A 15,413-nucleotide genomic window follows, 5' to 3' on the forward strand; every position below is an offset into this window, starting at 1 on the left:
TTAATGCAAATGTATGTAAAATTGTAACACAATTGAATGGGTTTGACCGAAATTGATTTACACAAAGAACTGAAGAGGTACTTTGGATTTAGTCAGTTTAAGGGGCTTCAGGAAGAAGTAATTGCCAGCATCGTTAAAGGAAATGATACGTTTGTGGTAATGCCAACTGGCGGAGGTAAATCACTATGTTACCAGCTCCCAGCTCTTATATCAGAAGGTACTGCTATTGTGGTATCGCCCCTTATCGCATTGATGAAGAACCAGGTGGATGCTATCCGTGGGATTTCATCGGAATATGGCGTGGCCCATGTTCTCAATTCCTCTCTTAATAAAACGGAAGTTAATCAAGTGAAAAGTGATATCAGAAATGGTATTACCAAGCTTCTATATGTCGCCCCTGAATCGCTTACCAAGGAAGATTATGTTGATTTCCTGAGAGGGCAGAAAATATCTTTTCTAGCGGTGGATGAGGCTCACTGTATTAGTGAATGGGGGCATGATTTCAGGCCTGAATACAGGAACCTTCGACACATACTCAAAAGAATTGGCGATAATATTCCCGTTATTGGATTAACGGCTACCGCAACTCCCAAGGTTCAGGAAGATATATTGAAAAACCTGGGAATTACGGATGCTAAAACATTTAAAGCCAGTTTTAACCGGCCGAATTTGTATTACGAAGTAAGGCCTAAGACTAAAAATATTGAGGCAGATATTACCCGTTTTGTAAAGCAAAATGAAGGTAAATCGGGGATCATTTATTGCCTGAGCAGGAAAAAAGTAGAAGAACTTGCCCAGACCCTTCAGGTAAATGGAATAAAGGCGGTTCCATATCATGCCGGTCTGGATGCCAAGACCAGATCCAGACACCAGGATATGTTCCTGATGGAAGATATTGATGTGGTAGTAGCCACTATTGCCTTCGGAATGGGTATTGATAAACCTGATGTTCGTTTCGTCATACATCATGATATTCCGAAAAGTATAGAAAGTTACTATCAGGAAACAGGTCGTGCCGGACGGGATGGGGGAGAAGGTCACTGCCTTGCATTCTATTCATATAAGGATATTGAAAAACTTGAAAAGTTCATGAGCGGAAAGCCTGTCGCAGAACAGGAAATAGGCCATGCACTTCTGCAGGAAGTGGTTGCCTACGCCGAAACTTCTGTTTCCCGAAGAAAGTTCATTCTTCATTATTTCGGGGAAGAGTTTGATTCCAAGACCGGAGAAGGGGCGAGCATGGACGACAATGTGAGGAATCCTAAAAAGCAGCATGAAGCTAAGGATGATCTTGAATTGCTTCTCAAAACGGTTGATGAGACCAATGAATTATATAAGTCCAAGGAGATTGTTAAAACGCTCATTGGAAAGTCTAACGCTCTGATTCTTTCACATAAAACCGATGAACATCCGCTTTTTGGAAAGGGAAGCCATAAGGATAGCAATTACTGGATGGCGCTATCGAGACAGGCTTTGGTTGCAGGTTATCTGCGAAAGGATATTGAAACCTATGGCGTTTTAAAGCTTACTGATAAAGGGCATGGTTTTCTGAAAAAGCCTGTATCATTTATGATGACGGAAGATCATATTTATGACGCCTCAACGGAAGAGGCGGTAACTTCCAGTAAAGGTGGAGCCTCGGTCGATGCACAGTTGGTAAAGATGCTCAAGGATCTGCGCAAAAAGGTCGCTAAGAAAAAGAATCTTCCTCCGTTTGTAATTTTCCAGGATCCTTCGCTGGAAGACATGGCTCTTAAATATCCCATCACAATAGAGGAGTTGAGTAATATTTATGGAGTAGGAGAAGGAAAGGCCAAAAAATATGGAAAAGAGTTTGTTGAACTTATTTCAAGATATGTTGAGGATAACGATATAGCGAGACCTGATGACTTTGTGGTGAAGTCAACCGGAGCCAACAGTTCTTTAAAGCTGTATATCATTCAAAGTGTGGACCGAAAACTGCCCCTTCCCGATATTGCTTCGGCAAAGGGAATGGAAATGCCTGAATTTATTAAGGAAATGGAGGCCATAGTCTATAGCGGAACCAAACTTAATATTGATTATTATCTGGATGATATTCTGGATGAAGATCAGCAGGAAGAGATCCATGAATATTTTCTGGAAGCAGAAACCGATAAGATCGATGAGGCCATGGAAGAATTCGACGGAGAATATGATGATGAAGAGCTTCGCCTGTACAGAATAAAATTTATCAGCCAGGTGGCTAACTAGAAAAAATATGGTATAAAAGAGCCCCGCATTTGCGGGGCTCTTTTTATTCTGTTTTGCTTTGATTAAAGACTATAGGATAAACTCAGTATCCATTGTGAGGGTCTTGAATCTATACTGAAATTTTCCTGAGCTGTTTCATTTAATCCAAAGGCCGTGTTTTCTGTGAAGGCACCTTCATATCGCACATCAAAGCCTAACCTTCCAAGATCGAGTCCGGCGCCTAACTGGTATCCAACTGTAATATCATTCTCCACATCACCTATTTCAAGTTCAGTTTTTTCCAGTTCGTTTTTCAGAATATATTGGAAAGATGGGCCTGCTTTGATATTTAAAGGTCCCAGAATATTAAGACCTAAAAGTACCGGAGCATCTAATTTACTTACTTTATAGTCGAATTCGGAATATTCTGTATTCAGTTCAGTGTACATAAGTTCCGGCTGAAGAAATATTCCTATAATTTCAAATTGCGCAAAGATTCCCGCGTGGAAGCCTGCTTTGTTGTCTCCATTGAATGAATTTACAAAATCTCCTGAAGCATCATTAAAGGTTTCATAATCACCGGTTGCTCCATAATTCAGACCTCCTTTTAATCCAAACTCTGCATTTTGTGCAGACATGCCAATGCCTGTGAAAATAAGGGCTATCAACATTAACTTTTTCATATTCTTCTGTTTTATCGTTAGGCTAATATAACGTTGATAGTTTTAAGTTATTTCTGTTTAACAAAAAAATAGCCTTTCAGCGATGTCGCTGAAAGGCCTTTATCTACTAGTATATATACTTTTATTTTCTCTTTAGAACTTTTTCGGTAGCCTTAACTATTGCCGCAGCATTTAAGCCATACTTATCCATTAACTGAGCAGGAGTTCCGCTTTCACCGAAAGTATCCTGAGTGGCTACAAACTCCTGGGGAGCGGGATGGTTCTCTGCCAATGTTCTCGCAACACTTTCTCCCAGTCCGCCAAGGAAGTTATGCTCTTCGGCTGTAACAACGCATCCGGTTTTCTTTACAGAGTTCAGAATAGCTTCTTCATCAAGAGGTTTAATGGTATGGATATTTATAACTTCAGCACTGATTCCTTTATCATTAAGTTCAACAGCAGCCTGGATGGCTTCCCAAACCAAATGACCGGTGGCGATAATGGTTACATCGTTTCCTTCATAAAGCTGAACGGCTTTTCCTATTTCAAATTTTTGATCTTCAGGAGTGAAATTAGCAACTTTTGGTCTTCCAAATCTTAAGTAAACAGGCCCGTCATGCTCAGCGATAGCAATAGTAGCAGCTTTAGTTTGATTAAAATCACAGGTATTTATCACCGTCATTCCTGGAAGCATTTTCATAAGTCCGATATCTTCCAGTATCTGGTGAGTGGCTCCGTCTTCTCCAAGAGTAACTCCTGAGTGGGAGGCACATATTTTTACATTCTTACCTGAATATGCGATACTCTGGCGTATCTGGTCATAAACCCTACCGGTTGCGAAATTGGCAAAAGTTCCTGCAAAAGGAATTTTTCCTCCGATGGTTAAACCTGCGGCCATACCCATCATATTAGCTTCAGCGATCCCGACCTGGAAAAACCTTTCAGGGTTTTCATCTATAAAATCCTGCATTTTCAGGGAGCCTACAAGGTCTGCACATAATGCAACAACATTTGGGTTGCTTCTTCCTAATTCTGTAAGACCGTCTCCAAATCCTGATCTAGTGTCTTTACTTCCTGAATTCTTATATTCTTTCATTGTGTTTTTAGTTTGAAGTGAGAAATTGAAGAGATTAGTAGTCTCCGATGGTTTCCGGGTTTTGTGACAGAGCGGTTTCCAGTTGTTCATCGTTTGGAGCTTTTCCGTGCCATGCATGGGTATGCATCATAAAGTCTACTCCATGGCCCATTACCGTGTGCATAAGTACACACACTGGTTTTCCTTTACCAGTACGCGACTTGGCCTCGTTCAAACCATCCATGACCTGTTGCAGGTCATTTCCATCTTCAATTTCCATTACATCCCAGCCAAATGCTTCAAATTTTGCTCTCAGGTTGCCCATAGGCAAAACAGTTTCTGTACTACCGTCAATCTGCTGTCCGTTAAGATCTATAGTAGAAATAAGGTTGTCAACATTATTTCCGGCGGCATACATGATAGCTTCCCAATTCTGGCCTTCCTGTAATTCACCGTCCCCGTGAAGTGAATAGACAATATGCTTGTCTTTGTTCAGTTTTTTAGCCTGTGCTGCTCCAATGGCCACGCTCATTCCCTGTCCAAGAGAACCCGAAGCAATTCTTACTCCTGGCAAACCTTCATGAGTGGTAGGGTGTCCCTGAAGACGGGAGTCTATAAGCCTGAAAGTGTTAAGCTCTTCTACCGGGAAATAGCCGGTACGTGCAAGTACACTGTAAAATACGGGTGAAATATGTCCGTTAGAAAGGAAAAACAAATCTTCCTCTTTTCCGTCCATGTTAAAATCGGTGTTATGATCCATAACTACCTTGTACAGTGCAGTGAAAAATTCGGTACAACCTAAAGATCCTCCCGGGTGGCCCGAGTTTACTTTATGAACCTGCCTTAAAATATCCCTGCGAACCTGGGTAGCAAAATCTTGTAATTCCTTGATGTCTGGCATTTTAAATGGTGTTGTTTTTTAAAAGGCCAAAAATAACTCTTTTAAAGGCTTTGGCAAAGTAACATCACCTCAGATATTAACTTTTTATTGAAATTACTAACAGAGCTTACCAGTATTAAGGCTTCCATTTGAGTTTTAGTTGAGTATCTTTGCACCGATTAAATTGAACTATGAAATTTGAACTTTTAACTACCGATCCCGGTAGTAAAGCACGAGCAGGAACAATTACAACAGATCACGGGGAAATTGAAACTCCCATTTTTATGCCGGTTGGTACGGTAGGATCGGTTAAAGGAGTGCACCAGCGAGAGCTTAAAAACGATATAAATCCAGATATTATTCTGGGGAATACCTATCATCTCTATTTAAGACCTCAAACCGATATTCTGAAAAAGGCCGGTGGACTTCATAAATTCATTAACTGGGACCGCAGCATACTTACAGATAGTGGAGGCTACCAGGTTTATTCACTTTCAGAAAGAAGGAAGATCAAGGAAGAAGGAGTGAAGTTCAAATCTCATATAGACGGTTCATATCATACTTTTACTCCGGAAAATGTGATGGAGATACAGAGGGCGATAGGTGCTGATATTATAATGGCATTTGATGAATGTACACCTTATCCATGTGATTATAATTACGCCAAGCGGTCCATGCATATGACGCATCGCTGGCTGGACAGATGTATAAATCATCTTGAAAAGACACCGGAAATCTACGATTATAAACAGACTTTGTTTCCAATTGTACAGGGAAGTACTTATAAGGACCTTAGAAAACAGTCGGCCGAATATATTGCCAATGCCGGAGCAGAGGGAAACGCTATTGGTGGACTATCGGTAGGTGAGCCTGCCGAGGAAATGTATGCAATGACAGAGGTTGTAACAGAGATACTTCCGGAAGATAAACCGCGTTACTTAATGGGGGTTGGGACTCCTATCAATATCCTTGAAAATATTGCCTTGGGAATTGATATGTTCGATTGTGTGATGCCCACCAGAAATGGAAGGAATGGAATGTTATTTACCTCTCATGGAACTATCAATATAAAGAACAAGAAATGGGAAGCCGATTTTTCTCCTATTGATGAGGAAGGAATAACTTTCGTGGATTCTCAATATTCCAAGGCTTATGTGAGGCATTTATTTTCTGTAAATGAAATGCTTGGCAGGCAAATTGCCAGTATCCATAACCTTGGCTTTTATCTTTGGTTGGTAAGAGAGGCCAGAAAGCATATCTTAGCCGGGGATTTTACCCAGTGGAAGAATAAAATGGTAAAACAAATGGATAAACGACTTTAATTTGAGGATTTGAAGATTCTTGATTGGTACATACTTAAGCGGTATTTAGGGACTTTCATCATGATGCTGGTCCTTTTTATTCCTATTGGAATTACCGTAAATCTTGCCGAGAAGATAGATAAGATTCTCGAAAATGAGGTCCCTTTCATTGAAGTTGTATATTATTATGTAGATTTTACGGTCTATTTTGCCAATCTGTTATTTCCTATTTTCCTTTTTCTTTCGGTTATCTGGTTTACCTCCAAACTGGCCATGAACACAGAGATCGTCGCTTTTTTAAGTAGCGGGGTTTCCTTTTACCGTTTCTTGCGCCCTTATCTGGTGGGAGCTACCATTGTTTGTGTCGGCGCTCTTATTTTGGCGATGTACCTGGCACCCCAGGCGAGCAAAGGCTTTAATGAATTTAAATATCAGTACCTTAAACGGGGAGAACAAACCCGGGAGACGAATGATGTTTACAGGCAGGTGAAAGATAATGAATATATTTATGCCAGTCACTTTCAGCCTAAATCAAAATCGGCCAGAAATTTTACCCTGGAGCATTTTGAAGGGAATGAACTGGAATTTAAAATAAGTGCCTCGCATCTCCGATATAATGAAGAAGACAGTACCTATGAGTTAACCCGGGTGGATAAAAGAATAATTGGCAAAGAAGAAGACAGTATTATGTATATGCGTACCCTGGATACAATACTTCCATTCGAATTTGACGAACTTACTCCTGAATCTTATATTGCCGAAACACTTAACTATACTGAGCTAAACGAATTTATTGAAAAGGAAAGACGCCGAGGGTCGGGAAATATCAACCGTTACCTGGTAGTGGCTTATAAAAGATGGAGTATACCGATTTCAGCCTATATCCTTACAATAATCGCCGTGGCGGTGGCTTCTTTTAAAAGAAGGGGAGGAATGGGTGTAAATCTCGCAGTAGGAATCACCCTGGCATTTATCTTTGTTTTCTTTGACAAGGTCTTTGGAACTATGGCAGAACAATCAACCTTCTCACCCTTAGTCGCTGTGTGGTTTCCCAATGTGGTTTTTGGAATTCTTGCAGTTATCCTGCTGTACCGGGCCAAGCGATAATTACTAAATTCCTATAAAATTTAAAGCTTTTCCGGGAATTCTATCCTTTCAAAGTTGTTATATTTGTAAGCTATAAAAATTAAATGCCATAACCCGTATGGAATATTTAGATTTTGAACAACCTATAAAAGAGCTTGAAGAACAGTATGCTAAGGCGTGCAATATTGGTGAAGAAAGTGAAGTTGATGTGACGGCTACCTGTAAGCAGATTGAGAAGAAACTTATTGAAAAGAAGAAAGAGATCTATAAGAATCTAACACCCTGGCAGAGGGTTCAACTTTCAAGACATCCCAACAGGCCATATACGCTTGATTATATCAATGCAATTTGTGGAGATACCTTTCTTGAACTACATGGAGACCGTAATGTAAAGGATGATAAAGCGATGATAGGAGGTCTTGGAAAGATCGATGATCAAAGCTATATGTTCATTGGTCAGCAAAAAGGTTTTAACACAAAGACAAGACAGTATCGTAATTTCGGGATGGCCAATCCGGAAGGCTATAGAAAAGCTCTTAGATTAATGAAGTCTGCCGAGAAATTTGGAGTTCCTGTGGTATGTTTTGTAGATACCCCGGGAGCCTACCCCGGACTCGAAGCTGAAGAAAGAGGACAGGGAGAGGCTATTGCCAGAAACATTCTGGAAATGACGAGGCTAAAAGTGCCAATCATAGTGGTGATCATTGGTGAAGGAGCCAGCGGTGGAGCCCTGGGAATTGGAGTGGGAGATAAGGTGATGATGCTTGAGAATACCTGGTATTCGGTGATCTCTCCGGAATCCTGTTCTTCAATTCTATGGAGAAGCTGGGAGTACAAAGAAACTGCGGCTGAAGCTTTAAAGCTTACCGCAACAGATATGAAAAAACAAAAGCTTATCGATGAGATCGTGAAAGAACCTTTAGGTGGAGCTCATAGTAATAAAGAGGAAACTTATAATAAGGTAAAATCTGCGATTTCCCAAGCTTATTCTGAATTTAAAAACTTATCACCAGAAGATCTGGTTGAAAAAAGAATGGATAAATATTTGGCGATGGGTGTGTTCAAAGGATAAGTTCTTTATTTATATAACTTCATTAGAAAATCCGGAAGTATGTCTCCGGATTTTTTTATCTTATTAACAAGAAAAGATACTTATCAACAGGTGAATTGTTGATTACCTGTTAAGTAAGAAAAGCTGAATTTTTTAAGAGTGTCTTAACAAATTTTTTACTTTCGTTTCTATGGAAAAAATCACCTCCCCCCAGAATATATCATATAAAAAATCTAATGTTGTAAGTTTAGAAAAAGGAAAAGTGCCTCCGCAAGCGGTTGATTTAGAAGAGGTTGTGCTGGGAGCTATGATGATTGACAAAAAAGGCGTGGATGAAATCATAGATATTCTGCATCCTGAAGCCTTCTACAAGAACGCTCATAAACTCATATATGAGGCAATTAAAAAATTATTTGATAATTCAGAGGCGATTGACTTATTAACCGTTTCCAACCAGCTTAAGAAAGATGGGTATTTTGATAAAGTTGGTGGGGACTATTACCTCATTCAACTTACTCAAAAGGTTTCGAGTTCAGCGCATATAGAGTTTCACGCGCGTATTATCCTTCAGAAATATATTCAGCGTAGTCTTATAAAGATTTCAAATGAGATCATTGAAGAGGCTTTTGATGAAGGTACCGATGTTTTTGATCTTCTGGATAATGCAGAAGCCAAATTATATGAGGTGACTCAGGGGAATATTAAACGTTCTACTGAAACCGCTCAGAGTCTTGTGATCCAGGCTAAAAAGAAAATCCAGGAAATATCCAATAAAGAAGGGCTCAGTGGGGTGCCTTCAGGATTCGAGAAACTTGATGAATTGACTTCCGGCTGGCAGCCATCAGATTTGATCATTGTTGCGGCCCGTCCGGGTATGGGAAAAACGGCCCTCACCTTATCTATGGCCAGAAATATAGCCGTTGATCAGGGTGTTCCGGTAGCATTCTTCTCTCTGGAGATGTCTTCCGTACAGCTTATTACCCGTTTGATATCTTCCGAAACCGGTCTTTCTTCTGAAAAACTAAGAACCGGTAAATTAGAACAACACGAATGGGAACAATTAAATGTTAAGGTAAAAGATCTTGAGAAAGCTCCCTTATTTATTGACGATACGCCATCACTTTCGATCTTTGATCTTAGGGCGAAAGCACGTAGACTTGCTTCTCAGCATGGAATTAAGATGATTGTGATAGATTACCTTCAGCTAATGACAGCCGGAGGAAGTCAGAAAGGCGGAAACAGGGAGCAGGAGATTTCTACCATTTCCCGTAACCTAAAGGCGCTGGCAAAAGAATTGAGCGTACCGGTAATAGCATTATCACAGCTTTCCCGTGCGGTGGAGACGCGTGGTGGGAGTAAGCGTCCATTGCTTTCCGACCTTAGGGAATCCGGAGCGATCGAGCAGGATGCCGATATCGTTTCCTTCATTTACCGTCCGGAATATTATAAAATCGAGGAATGGGATGATGAAGAAAGAACCCCAACCCAGGGACAGGCAGAATTTATTGTGGCTAAGCACCGTAATGGTGGACTTGAAAATATCAGGCTTAAATTTATTGGAGAACTCGGTAAATTTGATAATTTAGAAGACTTTAGTTTCCCATCCGAAATTCCTTCCAGTATGAACAGTGCTGAAGGGGATGGTGATTTTGGAAACTATAATTTGCCAAACCCAAGTGCCAACGAGGCTTTTGGGAGTTCAATGAATTCTGATTTTGATGATGACGATAATGACGTTCCGTTCTAATGAAAACAGGCTGAATTCAGCTAAAGAAAACACTCGATCTAAAAATAACGGAAGCAGCAAAGTATTGAAAAATGCCTTGCTGCTTTCTTTTTTAGTTCTTTTAAGTACACAATTGTTCGCATCAAAGATCCTGATCCCGATGGATGCCGAATCCCAAAGCAATCATTTAAAGGCTTATGGGATCGTATATTACTCTTTGGAGAATCAATTAAACGTAAATTGGCTCCTCAATTACAGAGGAGGTTCTTTTCTGATTTCCGATTCTGAAAGGCTTAGAAAGGAATGTCAGATTCGAGGGGTGGATTTTGAGCTGATAAGCGATAATATGGCTGGAAGTATTCTGGAAGAGATAAGCAGCCCTTCTAAAAATATGGAATCTGTCGCTCTGGAGAAAGCTCCCAAAATAGCAGTTTACAGTCCTAAAGGAAACAAGCCCTGGGATGATGCCGTGACAATGGCCCTTACTTACGCTGAGATCCCATATCAAACCATTTATGACAGGGAAGTGCTTAGCGATGCTTTACTGCTCTATGACTGGCTGCATTTGCATCATGAAGATTTTACCGGTCAGTACGGAAAATTCTATCGTGCCTTTAGAACCGCTCCCTGGTACATTGAAGAGAAAAAGGAGGCTGAAGCACTTGCTACAGAACTGGGTTATTCGAAAGTTTCTGAGGAAAAGCTGGCAGTCGCCATTAAAATAAGGGATTATGTGGTTGGCGGCGGATTTATGTTTGCGATGTGTAGCGCCACCGATAGTTTTGATATTGCTTTGGCTGCTGAAGGTGTTGATATTGCAGAAGCAATGTTCGATGGAGATCCCAGTGAACCAGGTTATCAGGCGAAAATAGATTATGCTAAGACTTTTGCTTTTACCGATTTTGAACTGGAAAGAAGTCCGATGGTATACGAATTCTCCAGTATAGATATGACCGCAAAAAGACAAATTCCCAAGGAGAGTGATTATTTCACGCTTATGGATTATTCTGCCAAATGGGATGTGGTGCCAACGATGCTTACTCAAAATCACACCAGGCTGGTAAAAGGTTTTATGGGACAAACAACAAGTTATGATCCATCTACAGTAAAACCCGGAGTGCTTATAATGGGAGAGAGCAAATTGAATGGAGAGGCACGTTATATTCACGGGATCAAGGGGAAAGGATTTTTTACTTTTTATGGAGGTCACGACCCTGAAGATTACCAGCATAGGGTAGGGGATCCTAAAACCGAACTTGAATTACATCCAAATTCTCCCGGTTACAGGCTTATTCTTAATAACGTCCTCTTCCCGGCAGCTAAAAAGAAAGAGCAAAAGACATAAGAAACTTATCATCTCATGAAGATTTTTCAGAAAGAAATAAGATTAAAAGCCAGAGGCCGCGGCTTTCATCTGGTAACTGATGAAATTGTGAATCAGTTTTCGGAAATTAATGATATTAAAACCGGGTTTTTGCAGGTTTTTATAAAGCATACATCGGCTGGCCTGGCGATCAATGAAAATGCCGATCCTACGGTTCGTGAGGACTTTGAAAGCCATTTCAATGAAATGGTTCCAGAAAACCAACCTTATTACAAGCATACTCTTGAAGGACCTGATGATATGCCGGCACATATAAAGTCATCTTTAACCGGAGCTTCGGTTCAGATACCTGTTACGAATGGGAGATTAAACCTGGGTGCCTGGCAGGGGATTTATCTCTGTGAACATAGAAACAGGGGAGGGTCAAGAAACCTTGTTCTTACGGCTTATGGTGAATAGTACAAATAAAAAATCCCGCTTTTTAGCGGGATTTTTCTATAAGAGAGTGTAATTCGTTTATTTTACTTTTTCTACAATTGCTTTAAAAGCCTCTGGGTTATTCATCGCCAAATCGGCAAGAACCTTACGGTTCAATCCAATATCGCTGGCTTTAAGTTTTCCCATGAATTGTGAATAAGACATTCCGTTTTCTCTGGCAGCAGCGTTAATACGCATAATCCAAAGTGAACGGAAATTACGTTTCTTAGCTTTACGGTCTCTGTATGCATAAAGCATAGCTTTTTCAACCGCATTTTTAGCAACGGTCCAAACATTCTTACGACGTCCGAAATAACCTTTTGCTTGCTTTAAAACTTTTTTTCTACGTGCCCTTTTGGCAACTGAGTTTACTGATCTTGGCATATTTTACATTTTTTTGTAGCAGGCGATCCAATAATTCAAAATTTAAAATTCTGAATTTTGAATTCTTTTATTGGCCCAACTCCATGGTTAAATAAATTAATTAAACCTCAAGAGCTTCAATTTACTTTAAACGTAATTGAAGTTTGACATTGTCCTTATCTGCATCATGTACCAAAGTACTGTGAGTTAAGGCAAGCTTACGTTTCTTAGACTTCTTTGTTAAGATGTGGCTCTTAAACGCGTGCTTTCTTTTAATCTTACCTGTACCGGTTAGCTTAAAACGCTTCTTGGCACTGGATTTAGTTTTCATTTTAGGCATTGCTGTCCTTTTTTATAATTAACTCTCTTATTTCTATTTATATCTATAAAACCTATTCACATTCCTCTCTTTTGGAGAGTCAAAATCGCAAAAGCAATTTTGGGTGAGGTTATTATTTCGATTTCTTGGTTGGAGATAAAAACATAGTCATACGTTTTCCTTCCAACTTTGGCATTTGTTCTACTTTACCGTATTCTTCCAGATCCTGTGCAAGTCTTAAAAGAAGAATCTCTCCTTTATCTTTAAAAACGATAGACCGTCCCTTGAAAAATACAAAAGCCTTTAGCTTAGCGCCGTCCTTTAAGAATTTTTCAGCATTACGTTTTTTAAACTCGTAATCGTGATCATCTGTATTGGGACCAAATCGAATTTCTTTAACTACCACTTTACTGGCTTTGGCTTTCATGGCTTTCTCACGTTTCTTTTGTTCATAAAGAAACTTTTTATAATCCATGACCTTTACTACCGGCGGTTTGGCGTTTGGAGAAATTTCAACTAGATCAAGCTCTTGTTCTTGTGCAATAGCAAGGGCTTTTCTAATTGGATATACATCCATTTCCACATTATCACCAACAAGGCGTACCTCGTCTGCTTTAATCTTCTCGTTGATTCGGTGTTGTTCTTCTTTCTGTCGGCCGAATCTGTTCGGTTTTCTTCTACGTATTGCTATGGCTTAAAATTTAAATTAAACTTCAGTTTTAAAAGGCTTTAAGGTACTATTGATTTCTGTATTTATCAAATTTGCGAAATCTTCTATTTTCATCGTGCCCAAATCACCTTCACTATGTTTACGTACAGAAATTGTACCATCATTGGCTTCCTGCTCCCCAACTATAAGCATATAAGGGTATTTGTTCATTTCTGCTTCCCTGATTTTCTTGCCTATTGTCTCGTTTCTATTGTCAACAAGGGCGCGAATTTCGTGATTTTCAAGTAAACTTAAAACTTTTTGTGAGTATTTTTCATATTTCTCGCTGAGCGAGAGAATAATAGCTTGCTCAGGCATCAGCCAAAGCGGGAAGTTTCCGCCAGTGTGTTCCAGCAGGATGGCGATAAAGCGTTCCATACTGCCAAATGGCGCTCTGTGAATCATCACGGGACGATGTGACTCATTGTCACTTCCTTTATATGTCAGGTCAAAACGCTCAGGTAAATTATAATCTACCTGAATGGTCCCTAGCTGCCAGCTTCGGCCAAGTGCGTCCTTCACCATAAAATCCAGTTTTGGCCCATAGAAAGCTGCTTCTCCCGTTTCAACGACATAATTCAGCCCTTTTTCGTTAGCAGCATTGATAATTGCACTTTCTGCTTTTTCCCAAACGTCATCAGAACCTATATACTTTTCTTTGTTCTCTGGATCTCTTAAAGAAACCTGCGCAGTAAAATCTTCAAATCCTAAAGAAGAGAATACATATAAGGTAAGATCAATTACTTTTTTAAATTCTTCATCCAATTGTTCAGGCATACAGAAAATGTGCGCATCGTCCTGAGTAAATCCACGAACCCTTGTTAAACCATGAAGTTCTCCACTTTGCTCGTACCTGTATACTGTACCGAATTCTGCAAATCTCTTCGGAAGGTCACGGTAACTCCATGAAGAAGCGTTGTACATTTCACAGTGATGAGGGCAATTCATTGGTTTCAGCATGAATTCCTCTCCTTCATTGGGTGTGCTTATAGGCTGAAAACTGTCTTCACCGTATTTGGCATAATGACCGGATGTTACATATAGCTCTTTACTACCTATATGAGGACTTACTACCATTTCATATCCGGCTCTTTTTTGAGCTTTCTTTAAAAAGTTCTCAAGTCTTTCTCTTAAAGCGGCACCTTTTGGTAACCAAAGAGGAAGTCCCTGGCCTACTTTTTGGGAAAAAGTGAAAAGTTCAAGTTCTTTTCCAAGTTTTCTGTGATCTCGCTTTTTAGCTTCTTCTAAAAATTCTAAATATTCTTTTAGTTCCTTTTGCTTCGGAAATGAGATACCATATACTCTTGTTAGCTGAGGATTATTTTCGTCTCCCCTCCAGTAGGCTCCGGCAACATTCATCAGCTTTACCGCTTTTATAATTCCTGTGTTTGGGATATGACCTCCTCGGCACAGATCGGTAAAGGTGTCATGGTCACAAAAAGTTATGTCTCCATCTTCAAGGTTTTCGATCAGCTCAACCTTAAATGGATTGCTTTCTTTTTTGTAAAAATCAAGTGCCTCCTGTTTGGAGACTTCTCTCATCTGAAAATCATGCTTACCTCTGGCGATTTCAAGCATTCGATCTTCTATTTTTTTGAAATCAGATTCAGAAATTTTTTGATCACCGAAATCAATGTCATAATAAAAGCCTCGTTCAATGGCAGGTCCGATTGTTAATTTTGCTCCCGGATATAGATCCTGAATGGCCTGAGCCATTACGTGAGAAGTAGAATGCCAGAAAGCTTTTTTTCCTTCATTATCTTTCCAGGTATATAATACAAGATCACCATCTGTATTTAAAGGTGTAGTTGTTTCAACTGTGGTAGCATTGAATTTAGCTGAAATAACATTTCTGGCAAGGCCTTCACTTATGCTCTTTGCCACCTCCATTGGAGTGGTTCCTTTTTCAAACTCCTTAATACTGCCATCGGGCAGAGTAATCTTGATCATTTTCATTGATTTTTGAAGGCACAAAGATAAGATGTTGAAATTGGTTGCGCAATACATATATACATATAGGTAATTATATTATATAGGGATGTATGAATCCTCTGAAATGAAGGTCCCGGTATGTTTAGAACTGAATTTTTTTTTGATGCTGAATCGTTGAAGTATAGAAGTTTAGGTTTTACGATGGAAATATCTCTGAAAAAATGCTGAATTTTATTTTGCCAAAAGAAAAGATCGGGTGTATATTTGCAGCCGCTTTCACGGGGAGCGTATGTTCAC

At 39.8% G+C, this 15,413-nt stretch carries 14 protein-coding genes; 7 read left to right on the forward strand and 7 right to left on the reverse strand.

The features are described from left to right. Positions 1-36 precede the first annotated feature (36 nt). Positions 37-2,232, forward strand: a complete 2,196-nt coding sequence (locus LU635_RS15495) for a RecQ family ATP-dependent DNA helicase (RefSeq protein WP_240100414.1) — start codon at positions 37-39, stop codon at positions 2,230-2,232. A gap of 62 nt (positions 2,233-2,294) precedes the next feature. Here LU635_RS15495 and LU635_RS15500 read toward each other — a convergent pair whose 3' ends face one another. The 3 genes from LU635_RS15500 to LU635_RS15510 all read right to left on the reverse strand — a co-directional run bounded on the left by LU635_RS15500 (position 2,295) and on the right by LU635_RS15510 (position 4,849). Next, positions 2,295-2,894, reverse strand: a complete 600-nt coding sequence (locus tag LU635_RS15500) for an outer membrane beta-barrel protein (RefSeq protein WP_240100415.1) — start codon at positions 2,892-2,894, stop codon at positions 2,295-2,297. Between the two features lie 121 nt (positions 2,895-3,015). Further along, positions 3,016-3,969: a transketolase family protein gene (locus LU635_RS15505; protein ID WP_240100416.1), complete on the reverse strand. Its 954-nt coding sequence runs from the start codon at positions 3,967-3,969 to the stop codon at positions 3,016-3,018. Between the two features lie 34 nt (positions 3,970-4,003). Continuing rightward, the gene (locus LU635_RS15510) at positions 4,004-4,849 is read right to left on the reverse strand and encodes a transketolase (protein WP_240100417.1); all 846 of its coding nucleotides are present in this window, start codon (positions 4,847-4,849) and stop codon (positions 4,004-4,006) included. 170 nt (positions 4,850-5,019) lie between these two features. Here LU635_RS15510 and tgt point away from each other — a divergent pair, with 170 nt between their 5' ends. From tgt to LU635_RS15540, 6 genes are all read left to right on the forward strand, one after another. After that, the gene (tgt, locus tag LU635_RS15515; RefSeq protein WP_240100418.1) at positions 5,020-6,150 is read left to right on the forward strand and encodes a tRNA guanosine(34) transglycosylase Tgt; all 1,131 of its coding nucleotides are present in this window, start codon (positions 5,020-5,022) and stop codon (positions 6,148-6,150) included. Positions 6,151-6,159: 9 nt separating this feature from the next. Beyond that, the gene (locus tag LU635_RS15520) at positions 6,160-7,236 is read left to right on the forward strand and encodes an LptF/LptG family permease (protein WP_240100419.1); all 1,077 of its coding nucleotides are present in this window, start codon (positions 6,160-6,162) and stop codon (positions 7,234-7,236) included. 97 nt (positions 7,237-7,333) lie between these two features. Continuing rightward, positions 7,334-8,287 carry an acetyl-CoA carboxylase carboxyltransferase subunit alpha gene (locus tag LU635_RS15525; protein WP_240100420.1) on the forward strand — a complete coding sequence of 318 codons (954 nt, stop codon included), beginning with the start codon at positions 7,334-7,336 and terminating at the stop codon, positions 8,285-8,287. A 169-nt stretch (positions 8,288-8,456) separates the two neighbouring features. Continuing rightward, positions 8,457-10,013, forward strand: a complete 1,557-nt coding sequence (gene dnaB, locus LU635_RS15530) for a replicative DNA helicase (protein WP_240100421.1) — start codon at positions 8,457-8,459, stop codon at positions 10,011-10,013. Continuing rightward, positions 9,985-11,337 carry an asparagine synthetase B gene (locus LU635_RS15535; protein WP_423738502.1) on the forward strand — a complete coding sequence of 451 codons (1,353 nt, stop codon included), beginning with the start codon at positions 9,985-9,987 and terminating at the stop codon, positions 11,335-11,337. The genes dnaB and LU635_RS15535 overlap by 29 nt, the downstream gene beginning before the upstream one ends. Before the next feature lie 15 nt (positions 11,338-11,352). Next, the gene (locus LU635_RS15540) at positions 11,353-11,775 is read left to right on the forward strand and encodes a secondary thiamine-phosphate synthase enzyme YjbQ (RefSeq protein WP_240100422.1); all 423 of its coding nucleotides are present in this window, start codon (positions 11,353-11,355) and stop codon (positions 11,773-11,775) included. A 57-nt stretch (positions 11,776-11,832) separates the two neighbouring features. On the opposite strand, the gene rplT is transcribed toward LU635_RS15540, so the two are convergent. From rplT to thrS, 4 genes are all read right to left on the reverse strand, one after another. Beyond that, complete coding sequence (gene rplT, locus LU635_RS15545; protein WP_131399570.1) at positions 11,833-12,177, reverse strand: 50S ribosomal protein L20; 345 nt, start codon at positions 12,175-12,177, stop codon at positions 11,833-11,835. A 121-nt stretch (positions 12,178-12,298) separates the two neighbouring features. After that, positions 12,299-12,496: a 50S ribosomal protein L35 gene (rpmI, locus tag LU635_RS15550; protein WP_011708523.1), complete on the reverse strand. Its 198-nt coding sequence runs from the start codon at positions 12,494-12,496 to the stop codon at positions 12,299-12,301. 112 nt (positions 12,497-12,608) lie between these two features. Next, on the reverse strand, positions 12,609-13,160 hold the full coding sequence (infC, locus tag LU635_RS15555) for a translation initiation factor IF-3 (RefSeq protein ID WP_341482142.1): 552 nt from the start codon (positions 13,158-13,160) through the stop codon (positions 12,609-12,611). A gap of 21 nt (positions 13,161-13,181) precedes the next feature. After that, the gene (thrS, locus tag LU635_RS15560) at positions 13,182-15,134 is read right to left on the reverse strand and encodes a threonine--tRNA ligase (protein ID WP_240100423.1); all 1,953 of its coding nucleotides are present in this window, start codon (positions 15,132-15,134) and stop codon (positions 13,182-13,184) included. Positions 15,135-15,413: the final 279 nt, after the last annotated feature.

Source organism: Christiangramia crocea (genome assembly GCF_022410465.1).
In the GTDB taxonomy this organism is placed as follows: Bacteria; Bacteroidota; Bacteroidia; order Flavobacteriales; family Flavobacteriaceae; genus Christiangramia; species Christiangramia crocea.

Coding starts and splice junctions, on each gene's coding strand:
- LU635_RS15495 (WP_240100414.1), top strand. CDS start 37: ATGGGTTTGACCGAAATTGATTTACACAAAGAACTGAAGAGGTACTTT.
- LU635_RS15500 (WP_240100415.1), bottom strand. CDS start 2,894: ATGAAAAAGTTAATGTTGATAGCCCTTATTTTCACAGGCATTGGCATG.
- LU635_RS15505 (WP_240100416.1), bottom strand. CDS start 3,969: ATGAAAGAATATAAGAATTCAGGAAGTAAAGACACTAGATCAGGATTT.
- LU635_RS15510 (WP_240100417.1), bottom strand. CDS start 4,849: ATGCCAGACATCAAGGAATTACAAGATTTTGCTACCCAGGTTCGCAGG.
- tgt (WP_240100418.1), top strand. CDS start 5,020: ATGAAATTTGAACTTTTAACTACCGATCCCGGTAGTAAAGCACGAGCA.
- LU635_RS15525 (WP_240100420.1), top strand. CDS start 7,334: ATGGAATATTTAGATTTTGAACAACCTATAAAAGAGCTTGAAGAACAG.
- dnaB (WP_240100421.1), top strand. CDS start 8,457: ATGGAAAAAATCACCTCCCCCCAGAATATATCATATAAAAAATCTAAT.
- LU635_RS15535 (WP_423738502.1), top strand. CDS start 9,985: ATGATGACGATAATGACGTTCCGTTCTAATGAAAACAGGCTGAATTCA.
- LU635_RS15540 (WP_240100422.1), top strand. CDS start 11,353: ATGAAGATTTTTCAGAAAGAAATAAGATTAAAAGCCAGAGGCCGCGGC.
- rplT (WP_131399570.1), bottom strand. CDS start 12,177: ATGCCAAGATCAGTAAACTCAGTTGCCAAAAGGGCACGTAGAAAAAAA.
- rpmI (WP_011708523.1), bottom strand. CDS start 12,496: ATGCCTAAAATGAAAACTAAATCCAGTGCCAAGAAGCGTTTTAAGCTA.
- thrS (WP_240100423.1), bottom strand. CDS start 15,134: ATGATCAAGATTACTCTGCCCGATGGCAGTATTAAGGAGTTTGAAAAA.